This window comes from Streptomyces sp. NPDC001220 (assembly GCF_053597895.1).
The window spans coordinates 12301-33644 of the sequence record NZ_JBSFJE010000002.1 but is presented as its reverse complement, the minus strand read 5'-3'; the positions used below and the strand labels follow the sequence as shown (position 1 = coordinate 33644).

General features: G+C 71.6%; 16 protein-coding genes and 2 tRNA genes. 9 read left to right on the top strand and 9 right to left on the bottom strand.

Annotated elements, in window-relative coordinates:
- Nucleotides 1-239: 239 nt before the first annotated feature.
- The 4 genes from ACWDGI_RS04765 to ACWDGI_RS04750 all read right to left on the bottom strand — a co-directional run bounded on the left by ACWDGI_RS04765 (nt 240) and on the right by ACWDGI_RS04750 (nt 4742).
- Nucleotides 240-863, bottom strand: coding sequence for a class F sortase (locus ACWDGI_RS04765; RefSeq protein ID WP_450755374.1), 624 nt, complete (start codon nt 861-863; stop codon nt 240-242).
- Nucleotides 864-1086: 223 nt separating this feature from the next.
- Nucleotides 1087-1611, bottom strand: a complete 525-nt coding sequence (locus ACWDGI_RS04760; RefSeq protein ID WP_450755372.1) for a hypothetical protein — start codon at nt 1609-1611, stop codon at nt 1087-1089.
- Nucleotides 1612-2177: 566 nt separating this feature from the next.
- On the bottom strand, nt 2178-2840 hold the full coding sequence (locus ACWDGI_RS04755; protein ID WP_450755370.1) for a YceI family protein: 663 nt from the start codon (nt 2838-2840) through the stop codon (nt 2178-2180).
- Nucleotides 2841-3098: 258 nt separating this feature from the next.
- Nucleotides 3099-4742, bottom strand: a complete 1644-nt coding sequence (locus ACWDGI_RS04750) for a M4 family metallopeptidase (protein ID WP_450755368.1) — start codon at nt 4740-4742, stop codon at nt 3099-3101.
- Nucleotides 4743-4880: 138 nt separating this feature from the next.
- Here ACWDGI_RS04750 and ACWDGI_RS04745 point away from each other — a divergent pair, with 138 nt between their 5' ends.
- Both ACWDGI_RS04745 and ACWDGI_RS04740 read left to right on the top strand, forming a co-directional pair.
- Nucleotides 4881-5333 carry a gamma-glutamylcyclotransferase family protein gene (locus ACWDGI_RS04745; protein ID WP_450755366.1) on the top strand — a complete coding sequence of 151 codons (453 nt, stop codon included), beginning with the start codon at nt 4881-4883 and terminating at the stop codon, nt 5331-5333.
- Nucleotides 5334-5599: 266 nt separating this feature from the next.
- Complete coding sequence (locus ACWDGI_RS04740) at nt 5600-7024, top strand: AMP-binding protein (protein ID WP_450755364.1); 1425 nt, start codon at nt 5600-5602, stop codon at nt 7022-7024.
- Nucleotides 7025-7068: 44 nt separating this feature from the next.
- Here the strand turns inward: ACWDGI_RS04740 and ACWDGI_RS04735 are convergent, their stop codons facing one another.
- The gene (locus tag ACWDGI_RS04735; RefSeq protein ID WP_450755362.1) at nt 7069-7767 is read right to left on the bottom strand and encodes a SanA/YdcF family protein; all 699 of its coding nucleotides are present in this window, start codon (nt 7765-7767) and stop codon (nt 7069-7071) included.
- A 198-nt stretch (nt 7768-7965) separates the two neighbouring features.
- On the opposite strand from ACWDGI_RS04735, the gene ACWDGI_RS04730 reads away from it, so the two are divergent.
- The 5 genes from ACWDGI_RS04730 (at nt 7966) to ACWDGI_RS04710 (ending at nt 15001) form a co-directional block, all read left to right on the top strand.
- On the top strand, nt 7966-8700 hold the full coding sequence (locus ACWDGI_RS04730) for a sirohydrochlorin chelatase (protein ID WP_450755360.1): 735 nt from the start codon (nt 7966-7968) through the stop codon (nt 8698-8700).
- Between the two features lie 163 nt (nt 8701-8863).
- A complete protein-coding gene (locus tag ACWDGI_RS04725; protein ID WP_450755358.1) occupies nt 8864-10144 on the top strand; it encodes a deoxyguanosinetriphosphate triphosphohydrolase in 1281 nt (426 codons plus the stop codon).
- A gap of 159 nt (nt 10145-10303) precedes the next feature.
- Nucleotides 10304-11569, top strand: a complete 1266-nt coding sequence (locus ACWDGI_RS04720) for an NAD(P)/FAD-dependent oxidoreductase (protein ID WP_450755356.1) — start codon at nt 10304-10306, stop codon at nt 11567-11569.
- A gap of 103 nt (nt 11570-11672) precedes the next feature.
- Nucleotides 11673-13580 carry a DNA primase gene (gene dnaG / locus ACWDGI_RS04715; protein WP_450755354.1) on the top strand — a complete coding sequence of 636 codons (1908 nt, stop codon included), beginning with the start codon at nt 11673-11675 and terminating at the stop codon, nt 13578-13580.
- 104 nt (nt 13581-13684) lie between these two features.
- Complete coding sequence (locus tag ACWDGI_RS04710; RefSeq protein WP_450755352.1) at nt 13685-15001, top strand: RNA polymerase sigma factor; 1317 nt, start codon at nt 13685-13687, stop codon at nt 14999-15001.
- Between the two features lie 198 nt (nt 15002-15199).
- On the opposite strand, the gene ACWDGI_RS04705 is transcribed toward ACWDGI_RS04710, so the two are convergent.
- From ACWDGI_RS04705 to ACWDGI_RS04690, 4 genes are all read right to left on the bottom strand, one after another.
- Nucleotides 15200-17128, bottom strand: a complete 1929-nt coding sequence (locus tag ACWDGI_RS04705) for an ABC transporter ATP-binding protein (protein ID WP_450755350.1) — start codon at nt 17126-17128, stop codon at nt 15200-15202.
- On the bottom strand, nt 17128-18861 hold the full coding sequence (locus ACWDGI_RS04700) for an ABC transporter ATP-binding protein (protein WP_450755348.1): 1734 nt from the start codon (nt 18859-18861) through the stop codon (nt 17128-17130). The genes ACWDGI_RS04705 and ACWDGI_RS04700 overlap by 1 nt, the downstream gene beginning before the upstream one ends.
- Before the next feature lie 151 nt (nt 18862-19012).
- Entirely contained in the window at nt 19013-20467 is a 1455-nt protein-coding gene (locus tag ACWDGI_RS04695; RefSeq protein WP_450755346.1) for a xylulokinase, read from the bottom strand.
- A gap of 173 nt (nt 20468-20640) precedes the next feature.
- Nucleotides 20641-20946 carry a YtxH domain-containing protein gene (locus tag ACWDGI_RS04690; protein WP_450755344.1) on the bottom strand — a complete coding sequence of 102 codons (306 nt, stop codon included), beginning with the start codon at nt 20944-20946 and terminating at the stop codon, nt 20641-20643.
- A gap of 144 nt (nt 20947-21090) precedes the next feature.
- On the opposite strand from ACWDGI_RS04690, the gene ACWDGI_RS04685 reads away from it, so the two are divergent.
- Nucleotides 21091-21163: transfer RNA gene (locus tag ACWDGI_RS04685), tRNA-Asn, on the top strand.
- Nucleotides 21164-21168: 5 nt separating this feature from the next.
- A tRNA-Asn gene (locus tag ACWDGI_RS04680) sits at nt 21169-21241 on the top strand.
- Nucleotides 21242-21344: the final 103 nt, after the last annotated feature.

The following is a 21344-nucleotide window of genomic DNA, read 5'->3' as shown; positions in this document are numbered from 1 at the left end:
ATCCCCCCTGTTTCCCGCGCGGAACGCTGCCCTCTTCGGGAGCGGTCGTGGGGTGTGAGGGGTCTGAAGGCGAGACGGCGGGGGCTGTGAGGTGGGGAAACGCGGGAGCGGCGGTGCAGGGCGCGGGGTGTGTGGGTGCTCGCGGGGGGGGGAGGAGGAGGGCTCGCCGTGGACGGGAGGACCCGCCAACCCCCCCCCGTGGGCGCTCGGGCCGGCACGAGGCCGCGGGTCGTGTTCGGTCAGCGGCTTGCCGTCAGGTGGGCGAAGACGACGACGTTCCCCTGGTAGCCGGTGGCCCGGGAGTAGCCGCCGCCGCAGGTGATGACCCTGAGCTCGGGGCGTCGCGCGGCTCCGTACACCTTCTCGTCGGGGAAGTTCCGGGCCTGGTAGACCTCCACCGCGTCGACCGTGAAGACGGCGACGGTCTTGTCCTGCCGGTCCACCTCGATGGTCGCGCCGCGCTTGAGGGCGCCGAGGTCGTAGAAGACGGCGGGACCCTCGGTGTTGTCCACGTGGCCGGCGACGATCGCGGTGCCGGTCTCGCCGGGTGCGGTGCCCGACTCGTACCAGCCGGCGAGGTTCTTGTTGCCGGCCGGCGGGACGTCGAGGCTGCCGGTGGAGGTGAGGGCGAGACCCATGAGGGGGGCGTTCACACGGATCGCGGGGATGCGGATGCGGGTGGGCGGGGAGGGGGGCAGCGCGGGGGCTTCGAGGCGTTCCTCACCGGGGTCGGGGCGGCCCTCGGCTGCGGACGGCTGGGGTGGCGCGGTGTGCGGGCCGGAGCCGGGGCCGAGCAGCCAGACGCCCGAGCCGAGTGCTATCACGGTTACGGCGGCTATCGCGGTGTCCCCGACCTTGCGCATGCGAACCCCTTTTTCGGAGGCTGGAACTTCTAACGCGGGGGAGAGGGGCTAGCGGTGGCACCCGGGTGCAGCAAGAGCGCTACCTCTAACGAAAGCTGGAGGTCTCACGAAGGTGACAGCCTCTAACAAACCTGACCCCCTACCCCCTCCGGGCCGCGAGGGGCGTCGGACCCGGAGGGGGTGGGGTGTGCGGTACCGGCGGACGGACAGCGGAGGGTGTCCGTCAGATCCCGTCGCCTCTCGCCCGGCGATGCAGGAGCCAGGTACCGCCCGCGGCGGCGACGGCCAGAGCCGTCACACCTGCCGCGGTCTGCACGGGGTCGGTGCCCAGGGCACCACCGACCCCCGTCTTCACACTGCCGTGGGGCTGTACCTGCCCGCCGGCGGCCGGCATCAGTGCCACCACCAGGTCGCCGGTCACCTGCCGGGTCCCGTCGGCGCACTTCGCGACGATCTCGTACGTCCCCGGTTGCGCGCTGGCCGGCACCTGGAACTGTCCGATCGCCTCGCCCTCATGGGTGCTGGGCGCGAGCGTGAACGTCCCGGCGCCGACCGAGCTGGCGTCGCCGAGCGCCGAGGACTGCTCCCCGCAGGCCGCCGTGTTCACGGAGACCTGGGCGCCCGGCGTCGTGGTCGACGGGTAGACGTCCAGGCCGCCGGTACTGCCGCCGTACGCCGGCGCGGCGGCGAGACCGGCCGCGGCCACGGCGAGCGCGGCCCCGGTCAGTGGACGGACAGTGCGTCGCATGGTGCTCCCTCGTCGAGCTCGTCCCACTCCCTTGCTCTTCCGAGGTAAAAGCCAACGGGCCGGGCCCGCTCCCTGAGATTCCGTCAGGTGTGGGATGAATGGGTGTCACGGAGAGGGGTCGGGACAGCGGTTGCGGAGGAGTTCCGGCAGGTCAAAGGGGATACGAAGGGTCCAGTATGAAAAACACACGAACGGCGGGCCCCCGTGGGGAGTGAACGGGTGACGACCGCCACGACGGCCTTCCGGGGCCGGGGGAGCCGCGGCGGCCGGCCGGCCGGGATCGCCGTCGGCACGCGCCGGACCCGGCCTCCCGGCCGGCGGCCGGGCGTGCCCTCCGCCGCCGCGACGGCTCGGGCCGGGACCACGGCGGCGCGGCGAGCACGACCCAGGGCTGACCGGAACTCCGCCGGAAAAGGAGCCGGAATTCACCGCCGGCTCCACCGCGCCCCGGCTCCACGGGCCGTGCCCTCCCTCTCGGGGCCGGCGGCGATTGCGGGAACCTCTCGCCCGACGAGCCGGCCGGAGTACCGGTCTCGCCGCGGGGCCGGCGTCGAAGGAGCCGGCCGTCAACTGCCCTCCGGCGTCATCCGGATCGCCGCGATGTCGAACTGCAGCCGTACCGTCTCGCTCACCATCGCGCCGCCCTCCGCCAGGCGGGAGTTGTACGACAGACCCCAGTCCATGCGGTTGATGGTGGTCGTGCCGTCGAAGCCGACCCGCTGGTAGCCGAAGGGGTCCGTGACGTTGCCGATGTAGGTGAGTTCGAGGTCGACCGGGCGCGTCGTGTCCCTGATGGTGAGGCCGCCGGCCATGACGTAGACGTCGGGGGCCTTGAGGCGGACCGCCGTGCTGGCGAAGCGCATGCGAGGGTAGGCCGCCGCGTCCAGGAAGTCGCGGCCGGTCAGATGGGCGTCGCGTTGTTCCACGCCCGTGTCGACGCTCGGCGTGGAGATGATCAGTTCCGCCTGGGAGCGGGACGGGTCGCGGCCGTCGAAGTAGAGGCGGCTCTTGTACTCGGTGAAGGCTCCGCGGACCGTCGTGACCATCGCGTGCCGGACCGAGAAACCGATTCTGCTGTGCGCGGGGTCGATGATCCATTCGCCGGTGAGGGCGGCGAGGGCGGGGTCGAGGAGGACGGGCGCCGAGGTGGGGGAGGCCGGCGCCGCCGTGGGGCGTGGGGGGACCGTGGGGGTGCGGCGGGACATGTGGGGGCGGCTGAACAAGTTCATGATTTATCTAGTTAGTCCACTCGGGGAATTGCCGCAAGTAGTCGTCCGGACAGCGGAGTTCGGGAATTCCGTAGGCGGTCACCGAAACTGCACATCATCGCCATCGGATCCACTCAGAAAGCGCTCGGTATTCCCGGACTCCGCGTTTCCGTGAATTGCGCTGTTCCCCTTTGGGTATTCCCCTTTGCCCGGTGTGTATGTGGCGGCCGCCCCGGTTCGTTCGCCGGGGCGGCCGCCGTCACCCGCCCGCGCGGCGGGTCAGTTCACGTTCACCGCGCTCCAGGCCGCGGCCACCGCGTTGTACTCGGTGCTGCCCGCCCCGTACAGGTCCTTCGCCGCGTTCAGGGTCGCCGTCCGCGCGCCCGCGTAGTTCGTCGAGGACGTCATGTAGACCGTCAGGGCGCGGTACCAGATGGCCCCCAGCTTGTCCCTCCCGATCCCCGTCACCGTCGAGCCGTTGTACGTGGGGGAGTTGTAGCTCACGCCGTTGATGGTCTTGGCGCCGCTGCCCTCCGCCAGCAGATAGGCGAAGTGGTTGGCGACACCCGACGAGTAGTGCACGTCCAGGTTCCCCACCGACGAACTCCAGTAGTCCGCCGAACTCCCGTCCTTCGAGGGCTGGTCCATGAACCGCAGTGCCGCCTTGCCGAAGCCGGAGCGGACGATCTCCTCGCCGATCAGGTAGTCGCCGGGGTCGGAGGAGTTGTTCGCGTACCACTCGACCAGCGTGCCGAGGATGTCCGAGGTCGCCTCGTTCAGGCCGCCGGACTCGCCCGAGTACGTCAGTGCCGCGGTCTTGGAGGTGACGCCGTGGGTCATCTCGTGGCCCGCCACGTCCAGCGCCACCAGCGGGCCGAAGGTGGTCCCGTCACCGTCGCCGTACGTCATGCAGAAGCAGCTGTCGTCCCAGAAGGCGTTGTTGTAGCTGTTGCCGTAGTGGACGCGGTTGTACGAGCCCTTGCCGTCGCCGGCGATGCCGGTGCGGCCGTGGACGTTCTTGTAGTAGTCCCAGGTCTCGTTGGTGCCGTACTGGGCGTCGACGGCCGCCGAGGAACGGTCCGAAGTCGCCCCGGTGCCCCAGTGGTTGTCGGCGTCCGTGAACACCGTCGACGGCGCCCGGACGATGCAGATCCCGAAGATGCACAGGTCCGTCTTGTTGGCCGCGTCGCCCGTGTAGGTGTTGCCGCGCGTCGGGTCGGTGAGGTTGTACGTCGATCCGGACTGCGTCGTCTGCAGCGGAACCGTGCCGCTGTACAGCGACTTGCCGTCGCCGGTCGCCGTCTCGATGCTGTCCCAGGCGTCGATCTGGGCGCCGGTGCGGGCGTCCGTCAGCACCGTGCGGGCGACCGGATTGCCGAGCGAGTCCTTGCCGACCGCGTTGGTGCGCCAGGCCAGCTTCGGGGTGCCGTGCAGCGCGTCGACGACCAGCTCCGGACTGGCCTTCACCTGCTTCAGCGCGTCGCCGAGGTTCGCCGCCCGCAGCGCGTTCACGGCGAGGTCGGCGGCCTTCGGGGCGGATATGTCCGGGACGATCGAGGCGAGGGATATCCTGCTCCGGGTCGCCCGGTCGGCACTCCGGTAGGCGCCGTCCGACTTGAGGTGGACGACGAAGTCGCCACCCAGCACGGGGAGCTGACGGTAGGTGCGGTCGTAACGGACGTGCTGGGCGCCGTTCTTGTCGACGATCACGTCGCGGACCTTGGTGCCCTCGGTGGCGGTGAGTCCGAGGGTGCCGGCGTACTGGACGAGCGCCTGCGCCGCGTTCTCGATCGCGGTGGCCCGGGTCGGTCTCGCGTCGGCGTGGGCGGCGGGGGAGAGCGCGGCGGCCAGCAGGGTCGCGGTGGTGGCGGCGACGCCGGCCGTGGCGAGACGGGAAACTCGGGTGTTCCGTGTCCGGCTCATCGATCTCCTTGGAGATGCGCCTCAGAGGCGTGGGGGTGGCGCTGATGACGAGAGCGATTTAAGAGGCCATGACAATCCATGTCCATAGCGCCTCCATGGAGATGTGTGTGGGGGTGAAGGGGGTGGAGAATCCTTTCTGTGACCACCGGGAACCGCCGCCACCTCCCCTTCTTCGTCTACGGCACGCTCCGCCCCGGCGAGCCCAACCACGACCTGTTCCTGCGGGGCCGGACGCGGGCCGAGGAGCCGGGATGCCTGCTGGGCGCGGTGCTGTACGACGGGCCCGGCTACCCCTACGCGGTCGAGGAGCCCGGCGGGGAAGTCAGCGGCGAACTGGTCACCGCCCGCCCGGAGTCGTACGACCGACTCCTCCTGGAGCTCGACGAGTTGGAGGAGTGCGTGCCGGGGGACCCGCGCAGTCTGTACGTACGCGTGGAGCGGGACGTCGTACGACGGCGGGACGGGGCCGCCGTCCGGGCCTGGGTGTACCTCGCGGGGGCCGCCGTCGCCGCGGAACTGCGGGCGGACGGCCGTCGTATCGAGGGCGGTGACTGGCCGGCCCGCGGGCTGCCCGGCCCGACCGCGTCGTAGCGGTGGCTCGGGCGCACCTCGTACGGCCCATGTGGCTTGTTCCGTCCCGGGGTTGGCCGAGCGGCCACCGTTGAGACTTCAAGGGGCCGGACTACAGTCGTGCACCTGTTCGTGAAGCTCCAGGCACCACGCACCAGGCACCACGCACCGCCCCGTACGACGTTCGGCATCCCGTCGTTCCGCTCCACGGCCCGGTCCGGGCCCCCGCCGCACCCGGACCCGGCCTCCCCCCACGTACACGCATGCAGCCAGGAGGTCTCCGAGCCATGCCTCTGCGTCACCTCACCCCCCGCGACCAGCACCTCTTCTGGCAGTACGGCCGCGGCGCCGGCACACCCGTCCACGAACCGCTCGTCCACCGTGCCGTCGAACGGCACGCGATCGCCCACCCCCACGCCGTCGCCGCCGAACACCACGGCGCGACCCTCACCTACGGCGAACTCGACCGCTACGCCGGTGCCCTCGCCGCCCACCTGGTCCGCGAGGGCGTCCGCCCCGGCGACCATGTCGGCCTGTTCGCCCGCCGGTCCATCCCGACGCTGGTCGGCCTGCTCGCCGTCCTCAAGGCGGGCGCCGCCTACGTCCCCCAGGACATCGGCCACACCTCCCCGGACCGGCTCCGGCACGTCGTGCGCACCGCCCGCACCCGGGTGATCCTCACCCAGAAGGAACACGCCCCGCGTGTCCCGCTCCCCGACGGCCACCGGCTGATCGCCCTCGACGACCCCGTGCCGTACCAGCGGGCCACCCCGATCGTGCTCCCGCACCCCGACGACGGCTGCCATGTGCTCTTCGCCGCCGGCCGCGCCGAAGCCGTGAAGGTCACCCACCGCAACGTCACCAACCTGCTGCTCACCGAACCCGGCGGCCTCGGCATCCGCCCCGGCGACCGGGTGGCCCAACTCCTCGACCTCGCCTCCGGCATGGCCGCCTGGGAGATCCTCGGCTGCCTCACCCGGGGCGCCACCCTGGTCATCCGCGGCGCGGACGCCGCCGCCGCGGCCGGCACCGCGACCGTCCTGATCGCCACCACGGCCGTGCTGTCCGGCATCGACCCCGCCGGCTGCCCGCGCCTGCGCACGGTCGCCGTCGCCGGGGAGTCCGGTCCGCCGCGCCCGCTCGCCGACCTCTGGTCGCGGCACGCCGCCCTCTTCGACTGCCGGGGTCCGGCCGGGGCGGGCGTCGTCACCACCATGGCCCGCCACGACCCGGCCGCCGGGCGGCCGGCCGTCGGCCGCCCCGTCCCCAACACCACGGTGTACGTCCTCGACGCGGATCGCCGGCCGCTGCCCGTCGGCGAGACCGGCGAGGTGTGGGCGGGCGGCGACTGCGTCCCGGCGGGTCACCTCGGCGACGGCGCGCGGAACGCCGGGCGGTACGCACCCGATCCGTTCCTCGGCGCGGGCCGCACCATGTTCCGCACCGGCGCGCTGGGCCGCTGGACCTCCGACGGCGGCCTCGAACACCTCGGCCGCGCCGCCGACGACCGGGCCGGGACGCCCGCGTTCCGCCCGCGCACCGGCAGTGGCCGCCCACCCCACCCGGCGACGCCCTCAGGCACGGCTGCGACCACGGCGACGACCGCGACGACCGCGACCTCGGCCATGGCCACGACCGCGACCACCGCGACCTCGGCCACGGCGACGACCTCGGCCGCGACCGCGTACGCCGATACCGTCCAGTGCTCCTGACCGGTCGGCGGGACCAGCCCGTCCGGCCGGTGTGACCGACGGGCTCAACCAGTCCGGCGGGCCTGACGGGCCGCCGCGGCCAGGGCCTTCGAGACCCCCGGTTCCTTCTTGCCGAGGAACTGGGGGTTCGGCTCGAAGACCACGTCCAGGGCCGCCTTGCCGGCCGCGAGAACCTCCCGCGTCCCGCCGTAGTACCAGGTCGCGTCGTGCCTGTCGTCGACCCCGACGCCGTACGACACCACCCCCGCCGCCTCGCACAGCGCCACCGCGCGCCGGATGTGGAAGCCCTGGCTGATCAGTACCGCCCGGTCCACGCCGAAGATCTTCTTGGCGCGGACGCAGGAGTCCCAGGTGTCGAAGCCGGCGTAGTCGCTGACGATGCGCTCGGCCGGTACCCCGTGCCCGGTGAGGTACGTGCGCATGGCGTCCGGCTCGTCGTAGTCCTTCCGGCTGTTGTCGCCGGTGACGAGGACGACCTCGACACGGCCCTCCCGGTACAGCTTCGCCGCCGCGTCGAGGCGGTGGGCGAGGTAGGGCGACGGCTCGCCGTCCCACAGGCCCGCGCCGAAGACGACCGCGACGCCGGCGCGGGGTACGTCCGCCACCGTGTACAGCCGGCCGGCCGTCGACACGTACAGCCAGGTGGCCGGCAGCAGCGCCAGCACGCAGCCCGCCATCACGCCCTGCACCAGGCGCCGTCTGCCGGTACGGGTGCGCGGCAGACGCGGTCGGCGGATCTTCATACGGTTGTTCCCCCTCGACCTCTCCTCGGCCTCCCGGTGGCTTCCCGGTGGCCTCCCCCTGGCGGCTCCGACCTTGGAGGACGCGTGCCGAGGCGTTCCGGTTCGCTCACAGCGGCCGGATTCGTGCCGTGAAGCGTACGAAAACTCTCGTGACGGTCAGGCAACGGGGGTGCAATCCCGCCCGGCGAGGATCGCTGCATGACCGTGTCCGACCTTCCCCCGCGGCCCGGCCCGCCCGCCCTGGTCCTGGTGGCCCACGGCAGCCGTGACCCGCGCGCGCTCAGCACCGTGCGGGCGCTCATGGACCGGGTGCGCGCGCTGCGCCCCGGTCTCCCCGTGCACCTCGGTCACATCGAGCTGAACGAACCGCTGCTCCCGGACACCCTCGCGGCCCTCGGCTCCACCCCGGCCGTCCTGGTCCCGCTGCTCCTCAGCCGTGGCCACCACGTCAAGCGGGACATCCCGGAGGCGGCGGCCGCGGCGCAGGCGCCGACGCGCGTCGCCGGCCCGCTGGGCCCGCACCCCCTGCTCGTCGACACCCTGCACGACCGGCTCCTGGAGGCGGGCTGGCGCCCCCGGCCCGCGAGCGCCGTGGTCCTGGCGGCGGCCGGCTCCCGCGACCCCGACTCCAAGGCCGACACCCATCGCACGGCCCGGCTCCTCGCGGCCCGCCTGGGCGTCCCGGTCGTCCCGGCCTACGCCTCGGCGGCGGCTCCGACGGTCCAGGAGGCGATCACCGCTCTGCGGGCGAAGGGCCGCCACCGCATCGCCGTCGCCTCCTGCTTCACGGCCCCGGGCCGCTTCGCCACGGAGTGCGCGGGCCGGGCCCCATGGCTGGCGTCGGCCCCACTGGGAGCCCACGACGCGATGGCCGCCCTGGTCCTGCACCGGTACGGACAGGTACGGGAAACGCCGGTGACAGCAGCGGCCTAGAGGGGCGCTGGGGGTCCCCCCGGCCGAAGGCTGGGGGGAGGAACTGCGCGGCCGGCCCCCGCACACCCGCACCCGCACCCGCACCCGCGGACGGAACCCACCTCGGCAGGCCAGCAGGCGCACCAAACACCCGTTTGTCACCATCGCCCCGTACTGTCGAACCATGGCAGTCCCCGCACCCGCACCCACCTCGGCCTACGACCCGGCGTCAGCCGACCGCTGGGCCCCCGAACCCGACAAGCGCCCCGGCCGCACCGCCTTCCAGCGGGACCGCGCCCGCGTCCTGCACAGCGGGGCGCTCCGCAGGCTCGCCGGCAAGACCCAGGTCGTCACCCCCGGCAACCCCAGCCAGATGTGGGACGCCAGCCCCCGCACCCGCCTCACCCACTCCCTCGAATGCGCCCAGGTCGGCCGGGAACTGGGCGCCGCCCTCGGCTGCGACCCCGACCTCGTCGAGGCCGCCTGTCTCTCGCACGACCTCGGCCACCCGCCCTTCGGTCACAACGGCGAACAGGCGTTGAACGAGTTCGCGGACGACTGCGGCGGTTTCGAGGGCAACGCCCAGTCCCTGCGCCTCCTCACCCGCATCGAACCCAAACGGTTCACTCCCGAGGGCTCCGTCGGCCTCAACCTCACCCGTGCCGCCCTGGACGCGGCCACCAAGTACCCGTGGCCGCGCGGCGCGCACCCCACCGACCCGGCGTCCCCGAAGTTCGGCGTGTACGAGGACGACCGCCCGGTCTTCGACTGGGTCCGCAAGGAGGCCCCCGGCACCCGCACCTGCTTCGAGGCGCAGGTCATGGACTGGTCCGACGACGTCGCCTACTCCGTGCACGACGTCGAGGACGGTCTGCACGCCGGCCACATCGACCCCAACTGCCTGCACGCCGAACCGGAACGGCGGGAGGTGTACGCGGTCGCCGTCGGCAGATACGTGCCGGCCGGCACCGATCCCGCCGAACTCGCCGCCGCCCTCGACCGGCTCCAGGACGAGGAGTGGTGGCCGCACGGCTACGACGGCACCGCGGTCGCCCAGGCCCGCCTCAAGGACGCCACCAGCCAGCTCATCGGCCGCTTCTGCCTGGCCGCGGAGGCCGCCACCCGTGAGAGGTACGGCAGCGGCCGGCTCACCCGCTACGGCGCCGAACTCGCCGTACCGCGCGAGGCCCGGATGGAGTGCGCGGTGCTCAAGGCGATCGCACACCGTTACGTCATGCAGCGTGCCGAACAGGAGCGGATCCGCGCCGAGCAGCGGGTCGTCGTCGCCGAACTGGCCGAGGCCCTGACCCGCCGGGCTCCGGACGGTCTCGACCCGCAGTTCCGGGCGCTGTTCGACACGGCGGGCGACGACCACGCCCGCAAGCGCGTGATCGTCGATCAGATCGCCTCGCTCACCGACGCCTCCGCGCGGTCGTTGCATGGGAGGCTGACGGGGCGTAAGTGAACATTTTGTGACCCTCTGTGACTCCCGGTGGCCTGATCGAGTCATGATCGTGTCAGCGGGGGGCACTCCCTCTTCCCGCATCACGCTGCGTGCGGGAGGCTCACAGTTGCGGCGCATGTGGGTGGCATATGTGGCGGCACCCTTACGAGGAGGCATCAAGTGGTCGACGCGGACCAGACATTCGTCATCGTCGGTGGCGGACTCGCCGGCGCGAAGGCGGCCGAGACGCTCCGGGCCGAGGGCTTCACCGGCCGGGTGATACTGATCTGCGACGAACGCGACCACCCGTACGAGCGGCCGCCGCTCTCCAAGGGCTACCTGCTCGGCAAGGAGGAGCGCGACAGCGTCTTCGTGCACGAGCCCGCCTGGTACGCGCGGAACGACATCGAGCTGCACCTCGGCCAGACCGTGGACCGGATCGACCGCGCCGCCAGGACCGTCCGCTTCGGCGACGACGGCACGATCGTCCGCTACGACAAGCTGCTGCTCGTCACCGGCGCCGAGCCCCGCCGCCTCGACATCCCCGGCACCGACCTGGCCGGCGTCCACCACCTGCGCCGCCTCGCGCACGCGGAGCGCCTCAAGGGCGTCCTCGCCGCCCTCGGCCGGGACAACGGGCACCTCGTCATCGCGGGCGCCGGCTGGATCGGCCTGGAGATCGCGGCCGCGGCCCGGACGTACGGCGCCGAGGTCACCGTCATCGAGCACGGGCCGACCCCGCTGCACGGCGTGCTCGGGCCCGAGCTGGGCAACGTCTTCGCCCAGCTGCACCAGGAACACGGGGTCCGCTTCCGCTTCGGCGTACAGCTCACCGAGATCGTCGGCCAGGACGGCATGGTGCTCGCCGCCCGCACCGACGACGGCGAGGAGCACCCGGCGCACGACGTCCTCGCGGCGATCGGCGCGGCGCCGCGGGTCGGGCTCGCCGAGGCGGCCGGGCTGGAGATCGCCGACCGGGCGCACGGCGGCGGCATCGTCGTCGACGAACGGCTGCGCACGTCCGACCCCGACATCTACGCGGCCGGCGACGTGGCCTCCTTCCCGCACGCCCTGTTCGGCACCCGGCTGCGGGTGGAGCACTGGGCCAACGCGCTGAACGGCGGTCCGGCGGCGGCGCGCTCGATGCTGGGCCGGGACGTGCCCTACGACCGGGTGCCCTACTTCTTCTCCGACCAGTACGACCTCGGGATGGAGTACAGCGGGTGGGCGCCGGCCGGGTCGTACGACGAGGTCGTCATCCGGGGGGACGCGGGGAAGCGGGAGTTCATCGCGTTCTGGCTGAAGGAGGGGCGGCTGCTGGCCGGGATGAACGTGAACGTGTGGGATGTCACAGAGCCGATCCAGAAGCTGATCGTTTCGGGGGCCGTGGTGGACACCGACGCGCTGGCGAATCCTCATGTGCCGTTGGAGCAGTTGAGCGCCTAGCCGTCTGCCCTCGTCCGCTGTTTCGCGGGTGCGGGCGGGTGGGGGCCGGTCGCGCAGTTCCGCGCGCCCCTGCGGGGCGCTTCAGTGACCGTAGAATTCATCCGTGGCAGGACGGATCAATGATGAGGACGTGAAGGCGGTACGGGACGCGGTCCCGATCGACGCCGTCGTGTCCGAGTACCTCCAGCTGCGCAACGCGGGCGGCGGGAACCTCAAGGGACTCTGCCCGTTCCACGACGAGAAGTCGCCGTCCTTCCAGGTCAGCCCGAGCAAGGGACTCTTCCACTGCTTCGGCTGCCAGGAGGGCGGCGACACCATCACGTTCGTGATGAAGGTCGACCACCTCTCCTTCTCGGAGTCGGTCGAGCGGCTGGCCGGACTGGCCGGCATCACCCTGCGGTACGAGGAGGGCGGGTACAACCCCTCCCACCAGCGCGGAGAGCGGATCCGGCTGGTCGAGGCGCACAAGATCGCCGCCGTCTGGTACGCGGAACAGCTCGCCACCAGCCCCGAGGCCGAGACCGGCCGGGTCTTCCTCGCCGAGCGTGGCTTCGACCAGGCCGCCGCCGTCCACTTCGGCGTCGGCTACAGCCCCCAGGGCTGGGACCACCTCACCCGCTACCTGCGCGGTCAGGGCTTCACCGACAAGGAGCTGCTGCTGTCGGGGCTGTCGCAGGAGGGGCGGCGCGGGCCCATCGACCGGTTCCGGGGGCGGCTGATGTGGCCGATCCGGGACATCGGCGGCGAGGTCGTCGGCTTCGGCGCCCGCAAGCTGTACGAGGCGGACAACGGCCCCAAGTACCTCAACACGCCCGACACCGCGATCTACAAGAAGTCCCAGGTCCTGTACGGCATCGACCTCGCCAAGCAGAGCATCGCCAAGTCCAGCCGCGCCGTCGTGGTCGAGGGTTACACGGACGTCATGGCCTGCCACCTGGCCGGGGTGACGACCGCGATCGCGACCTGCGGTACGGCCTTCGGCGGCGACCACATCAAGATCCTCCGCCGGCTGCTGATGGACAACGGCTCGGCCCGGGTGATCTTCACCTTCGACGGCGACGCGGCCGGTCAGAAGGCCGCCCTGCGCGCCTTCGAGGACGACCAGAAGTTCGCCGCCGAGACGTACATCGCCATCGCGCCGGACGGCATGGACCCCTGCGAGCTGCGGCTCGCCAAGGGCGACGAGGCGGTCGCCGACCTGGCCGAACCCCGCACCCCGCTCTTCGAGTTCGCGCTCCGCCAGATCGTGGCCCGCTACGACCTGGACACCCCGGCGGGCCGCGCGGCCGCCCTGGACGAGGCCGCGCCGATCGTCGCCCGGATCAAGAACAGCGGCGCCCAGCACGAGGTCGCCGTCGAACTGGCCGGCATGCTCGGCATCCTGGACACCCAGTTCGTCGTCAAGAGGGTGGCCCAGCTGGCCCGTTGGGCACGGGACAAGGGCGGCAGGGGGCCCTCCCCGGCGCGCGGCCCGCAGCAGCCGTCGTACGACACCGGCGCCCAGCGTCCGGCCGTCTCGGGACCCGCCCTCAATCTGCGCAATGCCGTCTACGCCACCGAGCGCGAGCTGCTGAAGCTCGCCCTCCAGCGGCCCGAGCTGGTCTCCCCGGCGTTCGACGCCTACGGCATCGACGAGTTCACCGCCGCTCCGTACGCGGCCGTACGCCAGACCATCATGGAGGCGGGCGGCTCCGAGTGGGGCGTGCAGGATCCGCAGGAGTACCTGGTCCGGGTGCGTGAGTCGGCCCCCGACGACACGGTCCGCGCGATGGTCACGGAGCTCGCCGTCGAGGCGATCATGCGCCGCACGGTGGACGAGAACTACGCGGGCGAGCAACTCGTGACCGTCCGCCGCCGGGCCGTGGACCGTCGTATCCACGAGATCCAGATCACCCTCACCCGCCTCGGCAGCGGGAGCGACCCGGCTCAACTCGCGGCCGTGCAGAACGAGTTGTGGGTGCTCCAGCAGTACGGGCAGGCGCTGCGCGAGCGCGGCGTCGCCGCCCTGTGAGCTTCGAGCGGCCGACAGGATAACCACGCGGTCACGGACCGGACGCAAAAAGTCACCGCACGCCCCTCGTGGCGGCGATGTGTCTTACCCCACACTGGGGGGCGGTGCCTGAGTCCTCGGAGCGCGGCCGGCCCGTCCCTGACGGGTCCCACACCCCCGCCGTTCCACTCATCGCGTACGGGACGGACAGCGGCGAGGCCGTCGTCTCCGTCCCCGAAGTACCGCTGCCGTACCCCCTGGCAGCGATCATCCTGGAGGTCGCCCCCGTGCAGACCCAGACCCTGACCCAGACCGACAGCACGCTCACGGACGAACCGGAGGCCGACGCCGACATCTACCCCGGCGTACCACCGCAGAGCCGGGTGGCGCTGCACCCCGAGACGGAGACCGAGCTGCCCGCGGAGGCGGAGGGCCCTGCCGTGGCGGAACTCGCGGCCGACGCCCCGGAGACCGAGCCCGAGACCGAGCCGGAGCCCGAGCCGGCCGCCGTCGCCCGCGTGGACAACGGCAGCCCCTCCTCCGACCTGTTCCGGCAGTACCTGCGCGAGATCGGCCGTATCCCGCTGCTCACCGCCGCCGAGGAGGTCGAACTCGCCCGCCGCGTCGAGGCCGGCCTGTTCGCCGAGGAGAAGCTGGGCGGCGCCCCGGACCTCGACAGCGAACTGGCCCTCGACCTCGACCGGCTGGTCGTCATGGGCCGGATGGCCAAGCGCCGCCTCATCGAGGCCAACCTGCGCCTGGTCGTGTCGGTGGCCAAGCGGTACGTCGGCCGCGGCCTGACCATGCTGGACCTCGTCCAGGAGGGAAACCTGGGCCTGATCCGCGCCGTCGAGAAGTTCGACTACGCCCGCGGCTACAAGTTCTCGACCTACGCGACCTGGTGGATCCGCCAGGCCATGTCCCGCGCCCTGGCCGACCAGGCCCGCACCATCCGCGTCCCGGTGCATGTCGTGGAACTCATCAACCGGGTGGTGCGCGTCCAGCGCCGGATGCTCCAGGAACGGGGCTACGAGCCGACACCCGAGGAGGTCGCCGCGCACCTGGATCTGGCGCCGGAACGGGTGGGCGAAGTACTGCGCCTGGCGCAGGAGCCGGTGTCCTTGCACGCGCCGGTCGGCGAGGAGGACGACGTCGCCCTCGGCGACCTCATCGAGGACGGCGACGCCGCGAGCCCCGTGGAGTCGGCGGCGTTCCTGCTGCTGCGCCAGCACCTGGAGGCGGTGCTGTCGACGCTGGGGGAGCGGGAGCGCAAGGTCGTGCAACTGCGGTACGGCCTGGCCGACGGGCGGCCTCGGACCCTGGAGGAGATAGGGCGCATCTTCGGCGTGACACGGGAACGGATCCGGCAGATCGAGTCGAAGACGCTCAACAAGCTCCGGGACCACGCCTTCGCGGACCAGCTACGGGGCTATCTGGACTGACGCCGGGTGCGGGTGCGTGGGGGTTGCTCGCGCCCACGCGGCGGCAGCCGCACATCGATACCGCCCCGCGCGCCCTACGGGGCGCTTCACCACTACGCAGCTGCGGGCAGGCGTGCCGCAGGGTGGCACGGGTGGCACGGGTGGGCGCAGCGGCACCCTGCAAGCGCCGGTAAGCGTCCCCACCCGTGCCCAGCCCCGTCAGTCCACCTCGGCCACCGCCTGCGCGAACTGCGCCTTGTACAGCCGCGCGTACGCCCCGTCGGCCGCCAGCAGCTCGGTGTGCGCGCCCTGTTCGACGATCGAGCCGTTCTCCATCACCAGAATGGTGTCGGCGTCGCGGATCGTCGACAGCCGGTGGGCGATGACGAACGACGTGCGCCCGTGGGCCAGCTTGGCCATCGCCTTCTGGATCAGCACCTCGGTGCGGGTGTCGACCGAGGAGGTCGCCTCGTCGAGGACCAGGATCGTCGGGTCGGACAGGAACGCCCGCGCGATGGTGATGAGCTGCTTCTCACCCGCGCTGACACCCGTGCCCTCGTCGTCGATCACCGTGTCGTAGCCCTCGGGGAGGGTACGGACGAACCGGTCGGCGTGGGCCGCCCGCGCCGCCTCCTCGATCTCGCCCCGGGTGACCTCGCGGGAGGCGCCGTACGCGATGTTCTCCGCGATGGAGCCGCCGAACAGCCAGGTGTCCTGGAGCACCATGCCGATCCCGGCCCGGAGTTCGTCCCGGGACATCCGCGTGATGTCGACGCCGTCCAGGGTGATCCGGCCGCCCGAGACGTCGTAGAACCGCATCAGCAGGTTCACCAGGGTGGTCTTGCCGGCGCCGGTCGGTCCGACGATCGCCACCGTGTGGCCCGGTTCCACCGTCAGCGAGAGGTCCTCGATGAGCGGCTTCTCCGGGTCGTACCGGAACGACACGTGCTCCAGGGCCACCCGCCCGCGCAGCTCCGCCGGACGCTCGCCCGGTACCGGGTCGGCCTCCTGCTCCTCCGCGTCGAGGAGCTCGAAGATCCGCTCGGCCGAGGCGACGCCCGACTGCACCAGGTTGGCCATCGAGGCGACCTGGGTCAGCGGCATCGAGAACTGCCGGGAGTACTGGATGAACGCCTGCACGTCACCGATCGACAGCGCGCCGGAGGCCACCCGCAGCCCGCCGACGACCGCCACCAGCACGTAGTTCAGGTTCGACACGAACATCATCAGCGGCTGCATCACACCGCTGTTGAACTGCGCCTTGAACCCGGCCTCGTACAGCGCCTCGTTCTGCTCGGCGAACTGCTGCGCCGACTCGTGCTGCCGGCCGAAGACCTTCACCAGGGTGTGCCCGGTGTACATCTCCTCGACATGCGCGTTGAGCTTGCCGGTGGTGCGCCACTGCTGCACGAAGTGCGGCTGCGAGCGCTTGCCGATGCGGGTGGCGATCAGGAACGACAGCGGCACGGTGGCCAGGGCCACCAGCGCCAGGATCCAGGACACCCAGAACATCACCGCGAGCACGCCGATGATGGTGAGCAGCGAGTTGATGAGCTGGCCCATCGACTGCTGGAGCGTCTGGCCGATGTTGTCGATGTCGTTGGTCGCCCGGGAGAGCACCTCGCCGCGCTGCCGCTTGTCGAAGTACGACAGCGGGAGGCGGGACAGCTTCCCCTGGACGTCCTCGCGCAGCCGGTACATCGTGCGGTTGACGGACCGGTTGACCAGCCGGGTCGCCACCGCCATCAGCAGGCCGGCGACGACGTAGGTGCAGAGCGCGAACAGCAGGACGTCGCCGACCTGGCCGAAGTCGATGCCCTTGCCCGGGGTGAAGTCGGTGCTCCCCAGCATGTCGGCGACGGTGCCCTGGCCGCGCTCGTGCATGCCCTGCAGGACCTGCTCCTTGGTGGCCCCGGCCGGCATCTGCTTGCCGATGACACCGGCGAACACCAGGTCGGTGGCGCGGCCGAGGATCTTGGGGCCGATCACGCTGAGGGTGACGCTCGCGACCACGCAGAACAGCAGCGTGTAGATCGTGAACTGTTCGGGTTTGAACCGGGCGAGAAGCCGTTTGCCCGAGTTCTTGAAGTCCATCGAGCGCTGGTCGGGGCCGCCCCCGGCCATCATGCGTCCCATGGGCCCGGCCATCAGGCGGCCTCCGCTTCCGTCAGCTGGGAGAGCACGATCTCCCGGTAGGTCTCGTTGCCTGCCATGAGTTCGTGGTGGCGGCCGGTGCCGACCACCCGTCCCTCGTCGAGGACGACGATCCGGTCGGCCTCCCTGATGGTCGCCACCCGCTGGGCGACGATGACGACGGTCGCCTCGGCCGTCTCCTCCGCGAGCGCGGCGCGCAGGGCCGCGTCGGTCGCGTAGTCGAGGGCGGAGAAGGAGTCGTCGAAGAGGTAGATCTCCGGGCGCTGCACGAGCGTGCGGGCGATGGCGAGACGCTGGCGCTGGCCGCCGGAGACGTTGGTGCCGCCCTGGGCGATGGGCGCGTTCAGCCCGCCTTCCAGCTTCGTCACGAAGCCCTTGGCCTGCGCCACCTCCAGCGCGTGCCACAGCTCCTCGTCGGTGGCGTCCGGGTTGCCGTACCGCAGGTTGGTCGCGACCGTCCCCGCGAACAGGTACGGCTTCTGCGGCACCAGGCCCACCGTCTTGGCGAGCAGTTCCGGATCGAGACCCGAGACGTCCTCCCCGTCCACGAGGACCTGACCGTCCGTGGCGTCGAAGAGCCGCGGCACCAGGCCGAGCAGGGTGGACTTGCCGCTGCCGGTGGAGCCGATCACGGCGGTCACCTCGCCGGGCCGGGCCACCAGGTCGACGGCCTTGAGCACCGGCTCCTCGGCACCCGGATAGCGGAAGCCCGCGCCCCGGATCTCCAGGTGCCCGTGCCGGCGCAGCGCGACGACCGGCGCGACCGGCGGCACGACGCTGGACTCGGTGTCCAGGACCTCCTCGATGCGCTCGGCGCAGACCTCCGCGCGCGGCACCATCATGAACATGAAGGTGGCCATCATCACGGACATCACGATCTGCATCAGGTAGGCGAGGAACGCCGTCAGATCGCCGATCGCCATGTCACCGCTGTCGATGCGGTGGGCGCCGAACCACACCACCGCGATCGAGGAGACGTTCACCGTCGTCATGACGATGGGGAACATCAGCGCGAGCATGTTGCCGGTGGCCAGCTGCATGTCGGTCAGGTCCTTGTTGGCCTTCCCGAACCGGCCCTGCTCGTACTCGTCGCGGACGAACGCGCGGATCACCCGGTTGCCGGTGATCTGCTCGCGCAGCACCCGGTTCACCGCGTCGAGGCGCACCTGCATGGCCCGGAACAGCGGACGCAGCCGGCGCACGATCAGGGTCACGGAGACGGCCAGCACCGGGACGACGGCGACCAGTACCCCGGACAGCGGAACGTCCAGGCCGAGGGCGAGCACGATGCCGCCGACACACATGATGGGCGCCGACACCATCAGCGTGAACGTCATCAGGACCAGCATCTGGACCTGCTGTACGTCGTTGGTCGTACGGGTGATGAGAGAGGGTGCGCCGAAGTGACCCACCTCACGTGACGAGAAGGACTGCACCCGGTCGAAGACGGCGGCCCGCACGTCCCGGCCGAGCGCCGACGCGGTCCGGGCGCCGTAGTACACCGCACCGATGTTGCACACCACCTGTGCGAGCGAGATGCCGATCATCAGGGCGCCGAAGGACAGAATGTAGTCCGTGTCACCCTTCACGACGCCGTTGTCGATGATGTGTGCGTTGAGCGTGGGCAGGTAGAGGGTGGCGCAGGTCTGCAGGAACTGCAGCAGCACCAGGATGGAGATGGGTTTCCTGTAGGGCCTGAGATAGGTCCGCAGAAGTCGTATGAGCACGCTACGTCTCTCGGAGTCGGCGGTGGGGGCGGGGTCGCTTGCCCGAAAGGCGGGATCGCTTGCCCTAGGCCCCTATCGTCCGACACTCCACCCGCGTTACCTCAACCGATTAACCCGACAGCGGATGTCCTGAGGCACTGAGGGCGCGCGATTACGACCGAAACGCCCCCGGATGCGTCTGTTCGCGCACCGACACGAACTGCTGCCGCACCGCCTGCCCGACGGCCAGCTCGTCCCCGGGATCCAGCACCTGCGCCGCCGCACCCTGCCAGACGGGCGGGGTGCGCGGATCCAGGGTCCCCTGCGAGACCCCGAGCGCCCAGGCCGCCTGCCGGGCCGCCCCGATCGCCGCGTAGTCCGCCGGCTGCGGTACGACGACCTGCGCGCCGAACAGCATCGGCGCCGCCGCCTGTACGGCCGACAACTCGGCTGCCTGGCCCAGCAGGAAGATCCGCCGCACCTCCACACCCCGGCCGCGCAGCACGTCCAGCGCGTCGGCGAGTCCGCACAGCATGCCCTCGAAGGCGGCCCGCGCGAGGTGCTCGGCCTTCATGGACTCCCGGCGCAGCCCGGCCAGCGTCCCGGCGGTGTGCGGCAGGTTCGGCGTCCGCTCGCCCTCCAGGTACGGCAGCATGACCAGCCCGTGGGAGCCGGGCGTCGACTTCATCGCCAGGTCGGAGAGGCTCTCCAGGTCCGAAAGACCGAGCAGCTCGGCGGTCCCGCGCAGGGTCCGTACGGCGTTCAGGGTGGTCACGACCGGCAGGTGCATCCCGGTGGCGTCGGCGAGCGAGGTGATCATCCCGGAGGTGTCGGCGAGCGCCTCCGGGTGCACAGCCATCACGGACCCGGACGCGCCCAGGGACACCACGGCGTCCCCGAAGCCCAGGCCCAGCCCGAAGGCGGCGGCCATGGTCTCGCCGGTGCCCGCGGAGATCAGCAGCCCCTCCGGAGTCGTACCGGCGGCGTCCGAGGGGCCGATCACCTCGGGCAGCATGGCCTGATGCCCCAGGGCGAGTTCGACGAGATCGGACCGGTAGCCGCCGGTCGCGGCCGACCAGTACCCGGTTCCGGAGGCACCCCCGCGGTCGGTGGTCCGCCGGACCGGCCGCCCGAGCAACTGCCACACCAGCCAGTCATGGGCCTGCAGCAGCGCGGCGGTCCGCCGGGCGTTCTCCGGCTCGGCCTTCGCCAGCCAGCGCAGCTTGGTCACCGGCTGCGCGGCCTGCGGCACGCACCCCACCGCCTGCGCCCAGGCCTCCCGGCCGCCGAGCGCGTCGATGAGATCGGCCGCCGCGACCTGGGCGCGCCGGTCGCCGCCGACGATCGCCGGGCGCACGGTGTTGCCCTGGGCGTCCAGCGGGATCAGCGCGTTCTGCTGCGCGGAGACGCCGATGGCCTGCACGCCCTCCAGGAGCCCGCCGCCGGCCGCCTCGCCGAGGGAGAGCAGCCAGGCCTGCGGGTCGACGTCGCTGGGGCGCGCCGCGCCGTCCGGCGTGTCGACCGGGTGCGGTGCGTATCCCTGGCGGAGCACCGCACCCGTGTCCGTGTCGCAGACCACGATGCGAGTGAAATCCGGTGAGCTGTCCAACCCGGCGACTATCCCCATACCCGAAATTCTGCCGCACGCGCCGCCGTGGTTTGGCCGAGGGCGCCGTAGGGGTTCGCGTGGGTCCGCGGGCGCGGGCGTGGCGGGGCCGGTCGCGCCCCCGCGGCGGAGCCGCACATGGCACAGCCCCGCGCCTCCGGGAGGTGCGGGGAAGCCGTGCTGACGGGCGGGCGTTACGTGTTGCTGGTGCCCCAGTCGTCCTCGGCCGCGCCGTTCGTGTTGCGCTCGCGCAGGGAGCGGACCCGGGCGGCCACCGAGTCGGGCATCCGGTCGCCGACCTTTGCGCCGACCGAGTGGAATGCCCTGCCGGCGTAGACCCGGCCCTGCTGGGCGGCGGTCTCGGCGGTGTTGCGGACCGCGGGGTTCTGGGCGACCTGGCGGACGGACTTCTTCAGCTGCTCGTATCGCTCGCGTCCGGCCCTGGTACCCAGCACGTAGCCCAGAGCCAGCCCGGCGACGAACGTGAGCTTGTAGCGCATGGCGGCCACCCTTCCCTCGGGGGGAGTCTTGTCGGGGAGTACCGATTGGCGGAGCACCCCCCTGCTTGCGCTAATGTATGTGTCGCAGCGAGCGGGCGCCCCCTGGCGAATACCCAGGTAGGTACGTTCGATGCAACGAGGCATTCCTCCGTAGCTCAATTGGCAGAGCAGCCGGCTGTTAACCGGCAGGTTACTGGTTCGAGTCCAGTCGGGGGAGCTCGGTCCTCCGTAGCTCAATTGGCAGAGCAGCCGGCTGTTAACCGGCAGGTTACTGGTTCGAGTCCAGTCGGGGGAGCATGCTGAACGAGGACCCCTGCGGGGGTCCTTTTTCATGTCCGTTCCGTGTCCGCGGGAACCGCTGGGCCTGCGCCGATGTCCTCAAGGTCGTGAACGTCCGC